At 64.1% G+C, this 18,961-nt stretch carries 11 protein-coding genes; 2 read left to right on the top strand and 9 right to left on the bottom strand.

Features of this window, described 5'->3' with window-relative positions:
• Nucleotides 1-47 precede the first annotated feature (47 nt).
• From ACN0WF_RS14110 to ACN0WF_RS14135, 6 genes are all read right to left on the bottom strand, one after another.
• Nucleotides 48-1,661, bottom strand: a complete 1,614-nt coding sequence (locus ACN0WF_RS14110) for a sensor histidine kinase (protein ID WP_417773407.1) — start codon at nucleotides 1,659-1,661, stop codon at nucleotides 48-50.
• A complete protein-coding gene (locus ACN0WF_RS14115) occupies nucleotides 1,648-2,226 on the bottom strand; it encodes a sigma-70 family RNA polymerase sigma factor (protein WP_417773408.1) in 579 nt (192 codons plus the stop codon). Before ACN0WF_RS14115 ends, ACN0WF_RS14110 begins: the two co-directional genes overlap by 14 nt.
• Nucleotides 2,226-2,417 (bottom strand): NepR family anti-sigma factor, encoded by a 192-nt coding sequence (locus tag ACN0WF_RS14120; RefSeq protein WP_417773409.1) that lies wholly within the window; start codon nucleotides 2,415-2,417, stop codon nucleotides 2,226-2,228. Before ACN0WF_RS14120 ends, ACN0WF_RS14115 begins: the two co-directional genes overlap by 1 nt.
• A gap of 276 nt (nucleotides 2,418-2,693) precedes the next feature.
• Nucleotides 2,694-2,885 (bottom strand): PLDc N-terminal domain-containing protein, encoded by a 192-nt coding sequence (locus ACN0WF_RS14125; RefSeq protein ID WP_417773410.1) that lies wholly within the window; start codon nucleotides 2,883-2,885, stop codon nucleotides 2,694-2,696.
• A gap of 513 nt (nucleotides 2,886-3,398) precedes the next feature.
• Nucleotides 3,399-4,127, bottom strand: coding sequence for an SDR family oxidoreductase (locus ACN0WF_RS14130; RefSeq protein ID WP_417773411.1), 729 nt, complete (start codon nucleotides 4,125-4,127; stop codon nucleotides 3,399-3,401).
• A 123-nt stretch (nucleotides 4,128-4,250) separates the two neighbouring features.
• On the bottom strand, nucleotides 4,251-6,272 hold the full coding sequence (locus ACN0WF_RS14135; RefSeq protein WP_417773412.1) for an ATP-binding protein: 2,022 nt from the start codon (nucleotides 6,270-6,272) through the stop codon (nucleotides 4,251-4,253).
• A gap of 210 nt (nucleotides 6,273-6,482) precedes the next feature.
• Between ACN0WF_RS14135 and ACN0WF_RS14140 the strand changes: the two genes are divergently transcribed.
• Complete coding sequence (locus ACN0WF_RS14140; RefSeq protein WP_417773413.1) at nucleotides 6,483-7,163, top strand: response regulator transcription factor; 681 nt, start codon at nucleotides 6,483-6,485, stop codon at nucleotides 7,161-7,163.
• A gap of 740 nt (nucleotides 7,164-7,903) precedes the next feature.
• Nucleotides 7,904-14,782 carry a hypothetical protein gene (locus tag ACN0WF_RS14145; protein ID WP_417773414.1) on the top strand — a complete coding sequence of 2,293 codons (6,879 nt, stop codon included), beginning with the start codon at nucleotides 7,904-7,906 and terminating at the stop codon, nucleotides 14,780-14,782.
• Nucleotides 14,783-14,878: 96 nt separating this feature from the next.
• Here the strand turns inward: ACN0WF_RS14145 and ACN0WF_RS14150 are convergent, their stop codons facing one another.
• The 3 genes from ACN0WF_RS14150 to ACN0WF_RS14160 form a co-directional block, all read right to left on the bottom strand.
• The gene (locus ACN0WF_RS14150; RefSeq protein WP_417773415.1) at nucleotides 14,879-16,291 is read right to left on the bottom strand and encodes a PepSY-associated TM helix domain-containing protein; all 1,413 of its coding nucleotides are present in this window, start codon (nucleotides 16,289-16,291) and stop codon (nucleotides 14,879-14,881) included.
• Nucleotides 16,292-16,374: 83 nt separating this feature from the next.
• On the bottom strand, nucleotides 16,375-16,803 hold the full coding sequence (locus tag ACN0WF_RS14155) for a DUF2946 family protein (RefSeq protein ID WP_417773416.1): 429 nt from the start codon (nucleotides 16,801-16,803) through the stop codon (nucleotides 16,375-16,377).
• Nucleotides 16,804-16,854: 51 nt separating this feature from the next.
• A complete protein-coding gene (locus ACN0WF_RS14160; protein ID WP_417773417.1) occupies nucleotides 16,855-18,813 on the bottom strand; it encodes an adenylate/guanylate cyclase domain-containing protein in 1,959 nt (652 codons plus the stop codon).
• Nucleotides 18,814-18,961: the final 148 nt, after the last annotated feature.

Raw genomic sequence — 18,961 nt, forward strand, 5'->3', positions numbered from 1 at the left:
CGGAGAAATCTTCTCCGCGGTGTTTTTTTGAGCGCCGCGGGCTGCGTCTAGTACAGGCTGGCTTTCGGCATCTCGAGACGCGTGGTCTCGCCGTCGATCGTGCAGGTTGCCGACAACTGGCTGAGATAGGCACGCACCAACCGCGACCGCAGCGGCGTCTCGTCCTCGAATTCGTCCAGCACGTCCTCGATCTGGCTCGCTCCGGAAATCAGGATGAGGATCTTGTCGCCGCCGCGAACCTCGACCTTGATCGTCTCGCCCGGCTGCAGGCAATCGAACCGGGGCGGCAGAAGCTCGGCAAGAATGAAGGCGAGCGGGATGGCGCGGTCCAGATCGATTGCCAGATGCGCCATTTCCGCGACATGGATGCGCACCTTTCCCTGAGACACCCTCGCCGGCTCACGCAGGGACTCCACCACCTCCCGCACCAGCGCCTCGATGGAGACATCCGTGCCTTCGTTCGAGGCATAGGAAATCCGATACGCGGCGGATATCGACAGGACCCTTTCCAGCGCTACCCGAAGAACGGCCTTCTCGCTCGATTCCTTTGCATCGCGGCGCTGCATGACCAGAAGACTGGTGATCATCTGCAGGGTGTTCTTGATGCGATGATGGAGTTCGCGGGTCAGGCGTCTTTGCTCGGAAAGCGAGGTTTCCAGATCCTTGGTCCGGTGCTCGATCCGGTCCGCCATCATGTCGAAGGTCATCCCGAGGATGTTGATCTCAGGTGGAGCGGTGGCGAGCATGCCGACGCGCGCGCCGGTCTCGCCGGACCCATAGCGGCGGAAGGTTGCGTAGATATGGCGCAGGTAGCGCAGCAGGAAGCGCTGGATGCCATAGCGCAGGACCACGAAGACGACGGCGAGAAGCATCAGCGGCAGAAGCAGAGCCTTGGCAATGCTGAGCCACGGCTCGAGCTGTGTTTCCGAGGGACGTGATGCTGTCACGATGCGATAGCGGGTTCCGGTCAGCGTCGCGACACCCACGTACCAGTTGCCCTCGCTGCGGGCGAAGGATGTCTGTGTTTCCTTATTGAGGTCGAGGGAAGAGACGAGGTTCAGGAAGGACTTGTTTTCTGCGGCGTCGGCCATGTGGGAGGCGACGACCAGGCCCTTGTCGTCGACAAGGGCGAAGCCGACATTGTTGTTTGCCCCCGTGGCCTCGATCGGCGCGATTAGCAGCGTTTGCGGGCGCAGGCCGATGCGGATGCCGACACCGGTTTCCTTGTTTTCACGGAAGACGGGCAGCACGCGGTCTTCGGGCACATCGGCTTCGCCGGGGCGGATGACCGTCACGCGGCCGCTGCGCAGCGCAACGGTGCAGATTGTCCTGTCGGCGACGCTTACGTCCAGGCGAACCGCCTCGCGCAATTCGCCGCGCATGGACTCGAACAAGGCTCCGCAATCGGTGAGGGCGGTGGCGTCGCGCGCCGACAGGGCTGAGGCATAGCCTTCCGCGCGCGCCATGACCTTGGCGCTCGACTGGCCTATCAGGCGCGCGTAGTCGACGAAGTTTGAATGCCCTTCCTCGGCTCGGCGCAAATGATCCGAATAGGAGAACAGAAACGCCAATGCGGCGAGCGGCACGAGTGCCGCCGCCATATAGCCGAAGAGCCGGCGATCCAGTCTGGTGCTTGTCGGGGGAAGCTTATTCCATGGCACGAATCTTGACCGCTGGTACCGAGGACACTGAAATAACTGCCTGAACGGACCTGTCGGGCCCGAACTCCTCAGCAGAATCAATACTTAGAGTTTCCGAGAGCCTGTTTCTAGCCCTGTTGACGCGGCTCTTCATCGTGCCCACGGCGCAGCCGCAGATTTCGGCGGCTTCTTCATAGGAGAAGCCGGAGGCGCAAATGAGGATCAACGCCTCGCGCTGGTCTTCGGGAAGAGCGTCGAGCGCGTTGCGAAAATCCTCGAAATCGAGATGACCGTGCTGCCCGGGGTGCTCGGCGAGTGTCGCCGAGTATTGACCGTCGACGTCCTGAACTTCGCGCTTCTTCTTGCGGTAGTCGGAATAGAAGGTGTTGCGAAGGATGATGAACAGCCAGGCCTTCATGTTGGTGCCGGCCTTGAAGCGATTCATGTTCGCCCAGGCCTTCATCAGCGTCTCCTGCACCAGGTCGTCGGCCCGGTCGCCGACCCCGACCAGCGAGGCCGCGAAGGCACGCAGGCTTGGAATGCAGGAGACGATTTCCTCCTTGATCTCGACAGTCATCGCCGCCATTACCGCGTCTCCTGTCCGGAGTTGCTCTGTTCATCAAGGCGTCGCAGCAGATCGTCGAAGCGATCCGGCACGGGCTGCGTCAGGACCTGATCGTAATAGGCCTTGAGCTGTGTCCCGATGCGCAAATGGATGTCTTCCTCGACACTCTCGCGACTTTCCCTCCGCAGATCGGTATCGGTAAGATCCGCCATTTGTAACTCGTCCTTTTTATTGCAGGCGCCAGTTTACTTCAGGCGCTAAGGGCCGGGGCCGATGTCCGGTCCGGTCTTGCAATCAGCCGTGCGTTCCGGGCCCGTTCGAACTCCCGGCATCGGCAGATGCGAGAGAGGGAAGCGCTGGACATGGCGGACGTACCGATCGCGAAACTGTTTCACGAAGCTGAAACGCACCCGCCCGGGTTCGGTTCCCTCGGCTTTCGATTTTTTTTGGATCGGCGCGAGGCCCCTCTCGGGGCCTGCGCTGCCGCGTCACGCGTAGGACGATCGCGACGGTCCCGCGAAGATCCAGAGCAGGAAGCCCAGAACCGGCAGGAGCAGGATAAGGACGATCCACAGAACCTTGCTGCCTGCGGATGCGCCGGAGCCGACGATCTTCACGATGGCATAGACATCGAGAATGAGAATGACGAGGCCCAGCAGACCTCCAACTTCGATACCCATGGGGTCACTCCTTTCTGTCTCGGTGTTCGCGGCAGGAACGCTCTTTGCCGTGGTTCCGACGGACGTTGACGCCCGCGAGCTGGCGCAAACGCGGTGCCTTCGGGCCGTTGTGGAGGCGACGGTCTCGCCGCAGGGCTGGCGATGCGTTCGTCAGAACGTCTGGCCAGCCGGCCTTCGTGGTGAGAACTCGCGTGGGGGCAATTTGGTTCCCCGGGAAATTCCCTCGCAGGCTTTTCCGCGCGCCAGGCAGGCAGGGATCGGCAAGGGGGAGGGGGCGAGACCGTCGCAACCGCGCTGCCGGAGCCATGGCGCGGCGGCTGCTTTTCCTGTCCGCATCCCGGGCGCGTGGCCGGCCTTGCCGATGTGGCCGGTCAAAGGGCGCCCCCGAAGGCGGGGGCGCGTGCAAGCGCGGTCGGGCACCTGGTCGCATGCCGGCGTCGCCCCCGGCGGTGACCCGCTTGAAGGCGCGCGACCGGGACGCGGCTTTTATCGTTCAAGGATGTGTTGCCGGCCTCAGACGGCCCAGCCGCCGTCGATGACGTGGCACTGGCCGGTGGTGAAGGCGGATTCCTCCGATGCGAGATAGACCGCAAGTGCTGCGATTTCCTGCGGGCGGCCGATCCGGCCCATCGGCTGGCGGGCGATGAAGTCGGCCATTGCCTTCTCGTAATCGCCGGTGGCGCGCAGGCGCTCGTGCAGGGATGGGCTCTCAACCGTGCCCGGGCAGATGGCATTGCAGCGAACGCCTGCGGTCACATAGTCGGCGGCCACGGATTTGGTCAGCCCGACGACCGCGGCCTTCGAGGCGCAATAGGCGAAGCGGTTGGGCACGCCCTTCACGGACGAGGCGACGGACGACATGTTGATGATCGAGCCGCGGCCCTTCTCCAGCATTCCGGGCAGATAGGCGCGGATCATGCGAAACATCGCCTTCGCGTTGAGCTCGAAGGCGAAGTCCCAATCCTCCTCCGGGCAGGCGAGAAGTGCGCCGGCGTGCACCACCCCGGCGCAGTTGAACAGGACGTCGACGGGGCCGGTTTCCTCCAAAAGTGCGGAAATTGCCGACGGATCGGTGACGTCGAGCTTGCGGGCATGCGCGCCGTCAAGACTGGCAAGGGCATCGCCGTTCACATCCGTTGCCCACACCTGTGCGCCTTCCGCAAGAAACGCTTCGGCCGTTGCCCGGCCGATGCCCTGTCCGGCTGCGGTGATAAGGCATGTTTTTCCGCTGAGACGTCCCATCGTCGATTGTCCTCCCCGTTGACCGATTGTCTTACGTCATAACGCCTGTGTGCGGCGGCTGTCAGCGCAAATCTCCCGATCCGCCGCGATCGCGGCGGCGTCTGACCCGCTGATGGCGCGGAGCTAGGCGATGGCGCGCGCGTCTTCGGCGACCCGCTCCTGCATGCGGCCGTCGAGAGGAAGGACGAGGGTGGCGACGACGCCGCAGGTCGCGCCGTTGCGCACTCGAAACCTGCCGCCATGGGCGCGCGCGACCGCGTCGACGATGTGCAGGCCAAGTCCGCTGCCGTGGATCTCTCCGGTGTTCGAGGCCCGGAAGTAGCGCTTGGCGAGATGCTGGAGCTCGTTTGCCGGAATGCCGATGCCCTGGTCGGTGACCGTGACCGTCAGGTGCGCGTCGTCGATGCTTGCGCGCACATGGACAGCCTTGTCCGCCGGGGAGAACTTGGCGGCATTGTCGAGCAGGTTGGTCAGAGCGATACCCAGCATGTTCGCGTCGAACCAGGCGTGCGTGGCGGGCGGCAGGCCCGAGGTGTCGAGATGGATCCGCTGGTCGGAAATGAGATCGCGCGACCTTTCCACAATGGTCTCGAGTGTCGAGCCGACAGGCAGGAGCCTGCACTCCGGCTTCACGGTGATCCCCGCGACCCGGCTGCGGTGAAGCGAAACGTCAAGCACCTCCACCAATGCGCGGATGGCGGACTGGATGCGCCCGATCCGGCCGCGGTTCGCATCGTCTCCGGGCGGGAGCGTGTGGAAGATCGCGGAGACGCTGGAGCGGATCACCGCCAGAGGGGTCTGGTACTGATGGGTGATCACATCGACGAAACGGATCTGCTCGGCCTGGGCGGCGCGTTCGCTGGCGAGGGCTGCCTCCGCCTCCTGCTTGGCGGCTTCCAGCTCCGCCGTCCGGATCTTCACCAGGGACCGTGCGGCGTATTCGGCCTTGCGCGCGATGCGCAGCGACGCCCCCTCGCGCCGCCTGATATCGGCCACGCGTGCGCGCTGGACCAGCGAGAGCGACATCAGGATGACGAAGATGATCGAAAGCGACTGGTAGCTGTGCTCGGTGAACATGTTCAGGCCGAGGATGCCGAACAGCCTTCCGGCGGCCAGCGTGATGCCGCAGAAGTAGACGAACGACGCTGCTGTCGCCAGGACGATGTCCAGTCTCCTGCGGCGCAGAAGCAGCAGCACGTTGCCGAAGAACAGGAAGCCCGCAAGCAGGATGGCGACGAGGATCACCGGCCCGATGACGGTCTGGTAGAAGCCGGCGAGGCTCGCGACCAGGGTGGCGGCGATGACCGGCGCGAGTAATTTCAGAAGCTTGTCGCCAAGCGGAAAGTTCCGGCGGGTTTCGAGCTGGTAGCGGGTGAAATACAGGGACGTCAGGACCACGAGGATCACGGCCCAGCCCGTCAGGATGTCGATGGCATACTGATCGCCGATGGCGAACATGCGCGGCAGCAGGCCGCTGTCGGTCAGGCCGGAAAGCATGTCCGCGAGAAGGAAGCAGAAGAAGCTCAGGAAGAGCGGCTTCCGCAGGTAGATCCAGTAGAAGAAGTTGATCAGCGCGAACGCAAACATGACGGCGCACAGGGACGCCAGTTTGACGGCACGCCACATCGAAAGGCTCGCCAGCGCTTCCGGGGACACAAGGGCACCCCTCAGGGACATCGTGCTGGTTGTCTTGATCCGCAGGTAGACGTCGAACCGGTCCGTCGCGGGAAACTGCAGTTTCGTGGCGATATACGGCAGGGGGATGCCCTTGTCGCCGTCGGCGACATGATCGCCGGCCATCTCGTGACGGAAGTCGTCCGGCGAGCGGGGGGCACCCGATTGCGCGAGGTAGATGTCGACTCTGTCCAGATATGTCGGGCTCAGGATCATGAAGAGCGCCTCTGGCCAGACACCGTCGCGTTCGAGCGTGAGCCTGATCCAGATGGGATCTTTCGTGTAGCCGAGCGCCAGCTTGTCGGGGAGGGCCGTGAAGCTGTCGCGCGCCGGGCCGAAGGCGACATCCGCGAACGAGAGATCATGCGCCGTGTCACGCAGCAGCGACATGTGCCCCTCGATCGATTTCTCGAACAGTCCCTGCTCGATCCGCAGCGTCCGCGCGGCGTCCGCGTGCGTCGCCGACGGCAAAAGACAGGCGGATATCGAGATTAAAATCCAGGCAAGGACAAGAGTTGCCTGATGTATGAGCGGCCGCTTATAAGACGAGGTGGCTGGCAGATCTCCGTCGGACGGTCCGGGGCAGGATCGCAGGCGGGCGGAAGGCGGGCTGTTCCATCCGGTTCGCGCACGCGGGCTGGTCTCTCCCGGGAATGAGATACGATTTTGGCAGACGTGATATTGATCGAGGACAACGTCGCCCTCAGGAAAAGTCTTGCTGACTGTCTGACCGTGCTCGGCCATCGGGTGACCGAAGCCGGGGATGCGGTCGAACTTTACCAGCTTATCGGCCAGCAAGTGTTCGATGTTGCCGTCGTGGACGTCAACCTTCCTCATCACAGCGGGTTTTCCATCACCGAGTATCTGTCCGGACAAACCCGGACGGCGGTGATCATTACCACCGTAAGGGATGCGGTTGAAGATCGCGTGCGTGCCTATCAGAGCGGCGCCGACATCTATATGGCCAAGCCCGTCGAGCCGGAAGAGCTTTCCGCGGCGATCCAGCATCTCGCCGGACGCCGCCGCGCCGGTGACGAAGGCGAGGGGGCTCAAGGCGAGCAGGGCTGGGTGTTCCAGACGCAATCCATGATGCTGACAGCGCCGAATGGCGAGGCCGTTCGGCTGAGCCGCCGCGAGGCCTTGTTCGTCGAGCACATGGTGCGTTCGGAGAGTGACGTCGTCGGCCGTCAGGAAATCTTCGCAGCCCTTGGGGAGCCGGACAACGAGACTTCGAGAAGCCGTCTCGACGTGCTCCTGAGCCGGCTGCGCTCCAAGGTGCTTTCCGGCACCAAGGCCAGTCTCCCCGTGATTACCGCGCACAACACCGGCTTCAGCCTGTCGGCTCCCTTCCATTTGAGGTGATGCCGGCACATGCAATGCCGGCGGGTGCGGCAGCGCCGTCAGGTCGATGGACAGAGCCGGCCATGATCTGACTCTGCGGCATCGCGCGCATTCGGATTTTTTTGCGCCTTTTAGGATAGTTTCGGCGCCGGTGTTGGTTCCTTCCCCTTCGTTGTCTTGCTTTTCCTTTTGCGGATCATCTTGTTTTTTCGGAATTTCATAGGTTGTCGATTTTAATAACATTAATTTCTAGTATTTTCTTTTATTTATTTATCAATACTCATTTATTTTTTAACGTTATAAGTATTTACTTGAAATGAAAGATATCTTTCGAAATGTAGTTTGGAGTTTCCATTATACTATATTTTATTATTTCGGGGTTTAACTTAGTCTCACCAATGAAATGCGGGCGAATCGCTCTTGTTCGGGCGATGGGCTGGTTGGGGCGAGTGAAGTGACTTGTGGCGTCATTGTTCCGGTGCGGGGGCTCCGGGCATGCGATGCCGCACCAATCTGCGTCCAATCGGCGTCTGCTTCCTTACTTGCGTTGTCCCGTCCGCGGCGGCGCGGGTCCAGCTTATTGAGCAGAGGTTTGCCCGATGCAGCGTGAATTTCCTTCCGTCTATGCGTTTTCGCGACGTGTCGTCCCCACGGGGCTCAGGTATGTCGTGGGGCTGCCATTCGCGGCCTTGCTGCTGTCGGGAACATCGCTGACGCCGGCAATGGCATATTGCAACGTAATCGATGGAGTGGCGACCTGCATGGGCGCCGACCCCATGCCGATTGTCTATGACGATTACTCGCAAGACAGGGTGACTACGGTCAACCTGCGGCAGGTTCCCGAGACCATCGATGCAACTCGTGGCGGTGACGGCTTTGGTCCGGCCGTCTATATCCGCGACAAGGGTGGAGCGACGCCGGTTCCCGGCGATTGGTCGACCCACAATCAGGACGGCCAGAAAGGCGTGGACGGCGACGCGGGGCAATCGCTCTCCGCCACGGTCACCCTCGATTATGGTTTCGACATCACCGGAGCGAGCGCTGTCGAGCTCGTTACCCAAGGTTGGCATGGCAGCGCCGGGCACGAAGATGTGCACTTCGACAAGCATGCCCAAGGCGGCTGGGGTGGCGACGGCGGTGCGGGCGGCGATCTGGTTTTCGAGGCCAAATACGACGGGAAGCCAGCCACCAAGAAGGTCGGCGCGATCAAGGCGACGGGCAAGCGATCAGACTCGCGCGGCATCCAGCTCACCACTTTTGGTGGCAACGGTGGCCTGGGCGGCTGGGCGGAGTCGGACGGCGGACTGGATGATGCCAAGGGCGGCATTGGAGGCGCGGGCGGCGCCGGCGGCAGCGTCACGCTCTCCCTGCTTGACGGACACTATCTGGACTACAACGGCGCGAGTTTCGGCATTCAGGTCCTCTCCCAAGGTGGGTACGGCGGGGGAGGAGGCTATGGTGATGTCAGTGGGGCGAACACGTCCTATGGCGGTTCAGGATTCATGGGCGGTGATGGCGGCGACATCACCGTTTCCGCGAAAGAAACGCTCAGCAAAATCACCACCACGGGGTTTGTCGGGATCGAGATCGCCAGCCTGGGCGGCGATGGTGGTACCGGCGGCAATGGCAACTATGCCGGCGATGGCGGCGCTGCGGGGGCAGGCGGAAACATCACCGCCGACCTGATGGTCGACGTCACCACGACCGGGGCCAACGCCTACTACGGAATCTATCTCAAGAGCGCCAGTGGCGTTACAGGCGAGAGCGGCAACGGGAGTCACGCCGGAGACCCGGGCAAGCCGAAAGATGCGGGCACAGTAACCCTCACCCTGACGTCCTCGAGCGTTGTGACGGACAATAGCGAAGCAGATGCGATCCTTCTGCAGAGCATTGGCGGCATGGGCGGTGCCGGCGGGGATGCCTCGGGATTCATCGCCTATGGAGCGACGGGAGGTGTGGGCGGAAACGGCAACACGGTGACCGCGACGTTGATCTCGTCGGCTCTTTCGACCAAGGGGGCGCACGCGAATGCCCTCTATGCCCAGTCCATCGGCGGTGGCGGCGGCAAGGCCGGCAAGACCTCGGGGGTTATAGCGGCCCTGGCCGCAGATGCCGGCGCCGGTGGCGACGGCGGCACCGTCAACGTCACACTGACTGACAGTATACTCGAGACGACAGGCCTCAATTCGGCCGGGGTCAAGATTCACGCCATCGGCGGTGGCGGCGGCAGCTCTGGGGCATCCGACGGCTTCTACGCCGTCGGTGGCCAGGCCGGTCTTGGCGGCAATGGCGGGGCTGTCAATCTCAACCTGGACGGCGCCACCATCAACACCATGGGGGCGAATTCGGTCGGCATCCTTGTGGAGAGCATCGGTGCCGGCGGCGGCGACGCCTATTCGCCGAGCGGTGCGTTTGCCTTCGGTCAGAATGGTGGCGGCGGCGGCAACGGAGACAAGGTAACTTTCACGAGCAAAGGCTTCTCCCTCGTGACCCAGGGGGACCACGCAGACGGCGTGATCCTGCAGTCGATCGGCGGCGGCGGCGGCAAGGGAGCAAGCTCCTTTGCAGCGATCGACATTATCGAGCCGCTGCTTGGTACGAGCGGAGGGGCAGGCGGCTTTGGCGGCGACATCAGCTTCTCCGGATCGTCGCACGACAGTATCACGACCGGTGGCGACCATGCGCGCGGCTTCTTCGCCCAGTCGCTGGGCGGTGGCGGTGGCATCGGGGGCAATACGGTCTCGATTGATATCGGTCTCACGTTCAATTCACAAAGTGGATCGAGTTCATTCGGCATTGGCCAGAATGGCGGCACCGTAGCGGGGTCGGTCGGCGGGGCCATCTCAACGGCTGGAGACAATTCGGCCGGCTCGCTCATCCAGTCGATCGGCGGCGGCGGCGGCGCGTCCGGAAACAGCATCGAGGCTGGCGTTTCGCTTGAATTCAACCACGACATGGGATCGGACGGCGGAACGGGGGGCAACGGCGGCACGGTCGACTTCACCAACAACGCGAAGATCACCACGCTCGGGCGAGATTCCGACGGAATCCTCGCCCAGTCCGTTGGCGGCGGTGGCGGCCAGTCGAGCACCGTGATCGACGCCAATGTCGGTGTGAACATTGGCCAGTATGGCACAACGCAGGGCGCCCAGGGCGGCATCGGTGGCAGTGGCGGGAAGGTAACTGTTACCTCCAATGGAGACATTTCCACCACCGGCGACCAGTCGCTCGGCATTCTGGCCCAGTCGCTGGGCGGCGGCGGCGGCAAGTCCGGGATGACCATCGACGGCGATATTACGGTTTCGCTTGGTGCGGTGACGCTCGGTCAGTCGGGCGGCGGCGGTGGCCAAGGCGGCGATGTCGAGGTTGTCAACAAGGGCAGTATCACGACTGCCGGCCACCTGGCCGCGGCTATCGTCGCCCAGTCAATCGCCGGTGGTGGCGGCCAGGCGGGCATGACCGTCAATGGCAACATCGGGCTGTCGCTTGACTACACTCATGGCGGTGACGGCGGCGAGGGCGGAGAGGCTGGCGATGTCAAGGTCACCAACAACGCAGATCTCGAAACCCAGGGCGATGGCGCCTTCGGCATCTTGTTGCAGTCGCTTGGCGGTGGCGGCGGCAACGGCGGACTGACGGCCAATGGCGCGGTGAGCGTCGTCAATGTCATGATTGGCGTGGGCGGCGACGGTGGTACTGGCGGGACTTCCGGCACGGCCGATGTCACCAACACGGCCAAGATCAACACAAAGGGCAATTATGCCGTCGGCATTCTGGTCAATGTGACGGGCGGTTCCGGTGGCAGTGCGGGAATGCTGGCGCAGGGGTCGGGGACGGGCGGACCCATTTCCGGCGCCATCTCCGTCGCCGTTGGAGGCAGCGGCGGCGCGGGTGGCAAGGGCGGCAGTGCCACGGCCACCAACTCTGGTGCGATCGAGACGTCGGGCTATGCGGCATCCGGCATCGTGGTCCAGTCGATGGGCGGCAACGGCGGCATGGGCGGCGCGGTCTATGCCGGTACGCTCAACGTCTCCACCGAAGGCAGCGGCACGGTCAACGTGACGGTCGGAGGCGACGGCGGCGACAGCGGCCAGGGCGGGGATGTCACAGTCACGAACCATGGCAGCGTCACGACCCACGGCCACTATGCGGATGCGATCTACGCGCAATCGGTGGGCGGCAACGGTGGCTCGGGCGGGCTGAGCTATGGCGCGGAGATCGGTGTCGACTTCGGTGGAACGGTCCAGTCCAATGTCCAGGTCGGCGGCACAGGCGGCTCCGCGGCCGTCGCCGGTGATGTTTCGGTGACGAATACGAGCCAGTTGGCCACGACCGGTGGCAATTCTCACGGCATCTTTGCCCAGTCCATTGGCGGAAACGGCGGCGATGGTGGTGCCGGCTACGGCTTCTTTGGCAACTTCGGCCGCGAGAAGGAGAAATATCTCAAGATTGCGCTCAACTCGCAGGTTGGCGGCTATGGCGGCACAGGCAGTCACGCCGGCACCGTTACCATCGACAACAGCGGCAAGATTTCCACCGCTCAGGACACATCCTACGGAATCTTCGCGCAGTCGGTGGGTGGCGGCGGCGGCGACGGTGGCAATGCGGGCGCTTATTCCATCGGCTACACGCACACGCCCAAAAACGAGGAAGGCGAGGAGGCGGAGTCCAAGGGCGTCACCATTTCCTACACGATGGGTGGCTTCGGCGGTGGTGGTGGTCATGGCGACACGGTCAATGTCACCAATGGCAAGGGCGCTGACATCACGACCAGCGGCACCGCTTCCTATGCGATCTTCGCCCAGTCGGTTGGCGGGTCGGGCGGTATCGGCGGCAATGGCGAACCTGACCTCAAGGGGTGGCTTGCCGATGTCTATGAGGTTTACGAGCAAATCAATACGGGCAAGGAGATCTACGAGCAGGTCAAGGGATTCCCGAAGAGCCTGATCGAGAGCTTCTCGGTCAATGTGGGCGGTGGTGCCGGGGACGCCAGCAACGGCGGCGACGTGATCGTGTCGAATGAAAGCAACATCACGACACTCGGCAGTTCGGGAACGGGCATCTTTGCTCAGTCGGTCGGCGGCGGTGGTGGTTCCGGCGGCGATGGTTCGCAGGGGCTTCTGACCTCGCTTACCGTTGCCGGCAGCTCGGGCGGCGGCGGTGACGGCGGAACAGTAAATGTCACCAACACCGGGACGATTTACACTGAAGGTGAGGGCGCGATGGGCATCTTTGCCCAATCGCTCGGCGGCGGTGGTGGCGCGGTCGGCGACATCGAGACGACCCTTGAGCATGAACTCGACAATCTTTGGGAGACCGTCGGTTCGCTCATTTTCAAGCCGGAAAGCGGCGGTGATGGCGGCGACGGCGGCGATGTCACGGTCACCATGTCGGGGACCATCACCACGAGCGGAAAGAATGCCCACGGCATTTTCGTCCACTCGGTTGGCGGCGGCGGTGGCGCGCAGGGCGAGCTCCTCCTGGAATTTGCGGAGGACAATCCGGGTTATATCGGCAGCGAGGGCCTGGACGGCAATGGCGGTTTCGTGGACATCGCTGTCGACAACAAGGGGGTGGTCGACGTCCAGGGCGAGGGTGCGGTCGGCATTTTTGCCCAGAGCGCGTCAGGCGGCGGCGAAAGCTACTCCAAGGGCGTCCGGATCACCGTCGACGGCACGGTGCGGGCGGAAGGCGCGAAGAGCCGGGCGATCCTGGCCCAGGCCTCGAGCAGCTACGAGCACGATCCTGATGGCAAGAACCCGCAGGAAGCCGTCGTCCAAATCAACATCAAATCCGGAGCCCTGGTCGAGACGACCTCGGCGGATGCCTACGAGACCATTGCCATCAAGGGTGGACGGACTGTCCTGCTCGACGGCTCAATCTATCGCTCCAACAATATCTACAACAAAGGCGCTCTGAGGAGCGCCGACATCGGTTCGGTGGTGGTGCGCAACGATAAGACGGCCTCGCTCACCATCGTCAACGATGGCGGAAGCTTCATGGGGTCGGTCGCCCTGGACAGCGCCAATGCGCAGGGGTTCTACAACATCGATGGCGGCGTCGCAGAGCTGGGCACCAGCTTTGACCTTGGCGGCCATGCGAACTCCGAGTTCCAGAACAGCGCGGTCATGAGTGCCGGCAAGGTGGGCGAGATCGCAACCTCGCGGGTGACGACGGGATCGTTCACCCAGGATGGGACGGGCGTCTACAAGGTGGATGCGCTCTTCGACGCCGCCGGCAACATCACCCACGACAAGATCGTGGTCGATGTTCACGGTAAAGACGGCCAGGTATCACTTGCCGGTACGATCGAGGCGAACTGGGCCAAGGAGACGGTGATGCCTGATGGCCACGTCGGCTTTATGTCCGTTCTGGCGACGGTGGGTGGTGGCGGAGCCATCGATATCACCGGCCTGACGGTCGCAAATACGGCCGCCGTCAGCTATTCGGTCGCGAACAAGGACAACAACACGCGGGTCGAGGTCGATTATACGGTCGACTATTCCGGCAAGACCAGCGGCGTACAGCTTGGCAAGAACGCACAAGAGTTCGCGAGCTTCTACAGCAAGGCCCTTCAAGCGATCGAGACCGGTCCCCAGTCGCTGGAACTGAAGACGGCTCTCAAGGCGATCTCCCACAAGTTCCTCAATGCCCGTACAGGCGAGGAACTGGCGCAACACTATCTCGACCATTCGGCCGGGCAAAGCCTGTCGAATGCCACGGCTGCGGTTGCCTCGTCGCAGGCACTGCACCGCCTGCTGCAGAGCTGCCCGACGCTTGATCCGAACCTCGGCGAGGACTTCTTTCGCCAGCGCGACTGCGTATGGATGCAGGCGATCGGCAACCGTCACTTCGAGGCCGCCACATCGAACAGCCGTGCATTCCGCGAGGACACGACCGGCATTGCGGGCGCCTTCCAGAAGGAGATCCTGGACGATACCTTCATCGAGGTCGGCGGACAGCTCGAGTACATCAAGGTCAAGAGCAGCACCTACGGCCAGAGCGGCACGCGGTTCAGCGCCGGTGTCGCACTGAAGCGGGAGGTCGGTCCGATGACCTTCTCGACTACTGTCGGTGGTGGTGTCTACGATCTCGACCAGAGCCGCTACTATGCCCTGGGGGCGACCAGCCATGTCGCCACCGCGGACATCAAGGGCCGGTTCCTCACGGCGGAGGCGCGTGTCTCCTCGGTGTTCGAGCAGCATGGTTTCTACGCCAAGCCCGCGGTCGCCCTGTCGGTGACCCGCTTGTGGCAGGACAGCTACAGCGAACGCGGCTCGGGTGCCTTGAACTGGAACGTCGGCGGCATCTCGAAGACGTCGGTGGCGGTGGCCCCGATCCTGGAGGTCGGTCGCGCCTTCAACGTTCAGGACCGCCCGACCGTGGCCTTCCTCCGGGCCGGTCTGACGGCGCAGCTCACCAATCCGTCTGTTTCGAACTCGGCCGTGCTGGCCGGCACGGACGCGTCCTTCGGCAGCCTGTCCTCGACGACGAGCCCGGACCGGATGCGGGCGGACTTTGCGGCCGGCTTCGACATGGATGTGAGCGAGCGGTTCTCGGTGTCCGTGCTCGGGCAGGCGGGCTTCAGCGAGAACACCACCGACTTTGGCGGCTACGCGCGCATGAAGCTGCGTTTCTGAGCCGAAGGCTTTCGGCCGGCCTCCGGGACAAACGAGCCGGAGAGCCGAGACGCGGGAGGGCGGCCCCAAGGGGCCGCCCTTCTTTCGTTTTGCCGCTCAGGCGAAGACCTTGCGAAGCATCGGCACGCGGGCAAGCACCAGCAGGTCGAGCGCCATCACCGCGACAAGCGTGAGGCCGACGAGCGGGAAGGCGAGGGACACGACGAGCATCACCAGCATGGCGCTGCGCCAATGCGGTATGCCGCCGGGAACACGCGGCGTGAAGAGCCGCGCGCCGGCCCGCGCCGGGCGGCGCATCCACCACATCGCCAGCCCGCTGATGCTCATGAAGACAACGGCGAGGCAGAACAGGGTGTTGAGCGCGATGTTCCAAAGACCCATGTCGCCCTCGTGGAAGGCGATGCCGACGGCCATCGCCTTGCCGGCGAGCGAATAGTCGGCGAAGCCCACGTCGGCGAGGATGCGGCCGGTATGGCGGTCGACATGCACTGTCCGGTCCGAGGTCGGCGTCTCGGCATCATTGCTCATCGTGTCCTGGTTGATGGTCCATACACCGGTCTCGCCAGCAGGGAAGGAGACGCGGAAGCGCCCCTGGTAGCCGAGGCGGGCGGCGAGCCCGTCGATGGCGTCGATGGTGACGGGTGTGCCCGGCGCAATGCCCTGCACGCCGGCCTGGGAACCCGAGGCCGGCATCGGCGTCTGCTCGAGAGCCCAGGGTACGTTCTTCGGCCCGCCATGGTTCATCGCCGCGTGAATGTCATCGGAGAGGGGGACATTGTCCCACTTTTCCGCCGGAAACGTGCTCCAGGCCTGAACGAATTTCTCGCCCCAGATGCCGGTCCAGGACATTCCCGAGAGCAGGAACACGACGAGCAGGGCGGAGATGTAGAAGCCGACGGCGCGGTGCAGACCCTTCCAGCGGTTCCGACCGTTGCCGGCCGTCCTGGCGAGCAGGACGTTCGCCCAGCTCTCGCCGCGCGGCCACCACAGATAGAGACCGGTGATCACCAGCACGATGCCGAAGCCGGCGGCGATCTCGATCAGACGGTCGCCGGCGTCGCCGATCAGGAGTGTCCCGTGGATGTTGTCGGCGAAGTCGTACCAGCCGTCGCGGCGGTCCCAACTCTCGAGGACCTTGCCCGTGTAGGGATCGACGGCGACCATTTTCTGCACGCCCTCGGAGGCGATGCGAAACACCGACGCACGGTCGTCCCGGTCCGGTTTGATCCATTCGACCAGCCGCCCGCCCGGGACCGCCCCAAGGGCGGCATCGGCCTGTGTGGCTACGGCAAGCACATGCGCCTGCGCGGGAACGGCGACGGCGATCTTCTCGCCGTCACGCCCCGAGAAGGCGGAGATGTAGAGCATCATCAGGCCGGTAACGGCCAGCATGACGAGGAAGGGCGCCACATAGAGGCCGGCATAGAAATGCCATCGCCACGCGGCGAGATAGAAACGTCGGTCGGCGGCCGGTGCGGCGGCTCGGCCGTGAAGGGTGTCCGTGGTCATGTCCTGCGTCTCCAGTACGCGACAGGCCGTGCGCCGGCGATGCGGGCGCGCCTGCTGGAAGAAAGTCCGTGAATTGCGGAAGCTCAGAGCGTCAGGAGACGGGGAGGCGCGCGGGCGCCGAGCGGCAGGCCCTGCCAGTGCGGATGAAACGCCGCCGGCTGCAACTCGCGCGTCGGCGCAGAGGCGGGGGGCGCGGGAAGGTCGAACGAAATGTCGGCCGCGGCAAGGGCGGTGACGACGGGCGCGAAAACGCACAGGCTGGCGTGGCGCTCGTCCGGATCGTCCGGGTTGAGGGGCTCCTCCACCTCGCGACCGGAGGCGTCGAGAAGGACCGTGCGCAATCCTTCGGAGGTGCAAAGGACGACGGAGATGTGACCGTCGGCGTCGCGCCCGGGCATCATGCCGCGCGGCATCAGCGACGACAGCACAAGCAGGACGACGAGGGCGAGCGTCAGCTCCGGTCGAAATGACCGGTTCCCGAAAGCGCGTCTCGATTGTCCGCCGTGTTTCATCGCAGCCCCGTCCCGCAGCTCGTTCCTACGAAAGCGCGGCGGCTCTGGCAATCACCGATCTTCGGAAAGCGGCGCTGCGTCGGGCGGTGTTTCGGCAGCGACGGCGGTCTTCTCGCCGATGAGTTCGAAGATGGCGACGGGGCGGGTGCGCCCCTTGGCGTGGGCGGTGCCGAGCGGGCGAAAGTCGATCTTGTCATTGCAGCGTTCGACAACGGCGGAGCTGGCGATGGCGACGGTTCCAAGCTCCTTGTTCATGCCCTCGAGCCGCGAGGCGACGTTGATGGTGTCGCCCATGCCGGTGTACTGCAGGCGCTCGGTGGCGCCGACGCTGCCGACCACCGCCTGGCCGGAGTGGATGCCGTATCTCGTGCGAAACGCCGGCAATCCCTTGCGAAGCTGTTCTGCGTTGAATTCCGCCAGCCGGCGCTCGACGTCCAGCGCGCACAGGCAGGCCTTGAACGCATGGTCCGGATCGGTGAGCGGCGCGTTCCACATGGCATAGACGGAATCGCCCAGGAACTGGATGATCGTCCCGTCATGGGCGTTCACCGAGGCGTCGAAGACGTCGAAATAGCCGGAGAGCATCTCGACGAGTTCTTCCGGCGAGTGGTTCTCGCTGATGGTGGTGAAATCGTAGATGTCGGTGAACATCGCCGTCACATCCTCGCGCCGCGCCGACCGGCCCTTGAAGTAGCCGGCTTCGATACCCTTGCGGACGAACTCTTTCGGCACGTAGAGGGCGAAGGTGAAGATCGCATCCTGGGCGCGCCCGATCGCCCAGCCGAGGCGGGAGATCTCGGTTACGCGCGAACGGACCTCTATCGGCTCGGAAAAATCGAGGCTCTGCATGCGCCGCGCCCCGAGGGTCAGGATTTGCAGCGAGTGGGAGATGAAGCGGGACAGCAGGAGCGCCAGGACGATTGCCGCCAGAACCACCGCAAGGGCAACCAGCAACCCGTGCTGCAGATCGCTATTGGCGTCGGCGAGCAACTCGTCGAGGGGACTTGCGACCACCACCCGGTGGCTGGCGAGAAGCTGGCTGCCGACCGGTTGCCCGGCTGTCACCAGATAGGCGCGGCCGCCGATCTCGATGCGCTGGGCACTGCCAGTCGCCTCCATGGCAGGCGCCAGCATGTCCGAGGTCCAGCCCGAGTGGGATCCGTTCGCGCCGCCGGCGAGCGCGAGGCGTTCCGGCCCGGCCTCGACGACGATCCGGCCCTGCGCGTTCAGAATGAAGGCGCGGGTGTCCTGCGTCACCCGCCCGCTGGCGAGCAGGTCGGTGACCGTCGTCAGGATCACGTCTGCGCCGACGACGATCGATGGATCGCCCTTGTGCGCCCGTGCGATTGTCATGCCGAGTTCGTGGGTCGTGGCCATGTCATAGGGGCCAACGGCGATTACCTGGGAATGGGCGGCCTCGCGGGCGGCGGCGTACCAGGGCCGCGTGCGCGGGTCGTAGTCGGTTTCAGGGCCGAACGCCCGTGAGATCTCTCGACCGTCCGCATCGAGAAAGGCCAGCTGCGAACGCCGGTTCGGCGCGACGGGCGGGGTGAACATGCGCACGGCAAGGACCGCGTCGTCCGGGGCACTGAGGGCTTTGCGCCAGCCGGCGCCCGACAGTTTCAGGACATGGATGAAGCTGCCGTCGGGATAGCCGGCATAGAGGCCGTCAAGGTGCGGCGCGTGGGAAAGCGCCGCGCTCAGGACAGCGACCTTGTCGGGCGTGCGCTCCGGAGGCGCGGCCAGGAAGGCATTGTCGACGGACGTCAGGAGATCAACCGGCGCGACGGTCTCGGCCGAGAGAGCCGCGAGGCGGTCGGCGAGGCGCTGCGAGAAACTGGTTGTTTCGCGGGTGGCCGCGGCGATGGCATCCGCCCGCCCGCGGGTGAAGTCCAGCGTCACCAGGATGCCCGATACGAGCACGATGAGCGTGATCGTCGACACGGCCAGAATGGTGCCGAGCGATACGGTCAGCCGGGCAGTGCGCGGTTTCCTTTGCTCCGACGACATCGCAAACAGTTCCCCCCTGGAGTTGCCGGCATTCCGGCGGCTTCGCCGCGCCGCACCGAGCCGGCCGATGCGATGAAAAGCGAATAGTCTTCATATCTTCTGAATATCTCGGAAGCATGGTTCGGGAGCGCTCGGCAAGGTCCGTTGC

The sequence above is a fragment of the Stappia sp. genome, from assembly GCF_048268045.1.
GTDB lineage: Bacteria > Pseudomonadota > Alphaproteobacteria > Rhizobiales > Stappiaceae > Stappia.

Excerpts from the sequence above, each read along its gene's own strand:
- ACN0WF_RS14115 (WP_417773408.1), bottom strand. The coding sequence starts at position 2,226 with ATGGCGGCGATGACTGTCGAGATCAAGGAGGAAATCGTCTCCTGCATT.
- ACN0WF_RS14120 (WP_417773409.1), bottom strand. The coding sequence starts at position 2,417 with ATGGCGGATCTTACCGATACCGATCTGCGGAGGGAAAGTCGCGAGAGT.
- ACN0WF_RS14125 (WP_417773410.1), bottom strand. The coding sequence starts at position 2,885 with ATGGGTATCGAAGTTGGAGGTCTGCTGGGCCTCGTCATTCTCATTCTC.
- ACN0WF_RS14130 (WP_417773411.1), bottom strand. The coding sequence starts at position 4,127 with ATGGGACGTCTCAGCGGAAAAACATGCCTTATCACCGCAGCCGGACAG.
- ACN0WF_RS14145 (WP_417773414.1), top strand. The coding sequence starts at position 7,904 with ATGGGCGCCGACCCCATGCCGATTGTCTATGACGATTACTCGCAAGAC.
- ACN0WF_RS14150 (WP_417773415.1), bottom strand. The coding sequence starts at position 16,291 with ATGACCACGGACACCCTTCACGGCCGAGCCGCCGCACCGGCCGCCGAC.
- ACN0WF_RS14155 (WP_417773416.1), bottom strand. The coding sequence starts at position 16,803 with ATGAAACACGGCGGACAATCGAGACGCGCTTTCGGGAACCGGTCATTT.
- ACN0WF_RS14160 (WP_417773417.1), bottom strand. The coding sequence starts at position 18,813 with ATGTCGTCGGAGCAAAGGAAACCGCGCACTGCCCGGCTGACCGTATCG.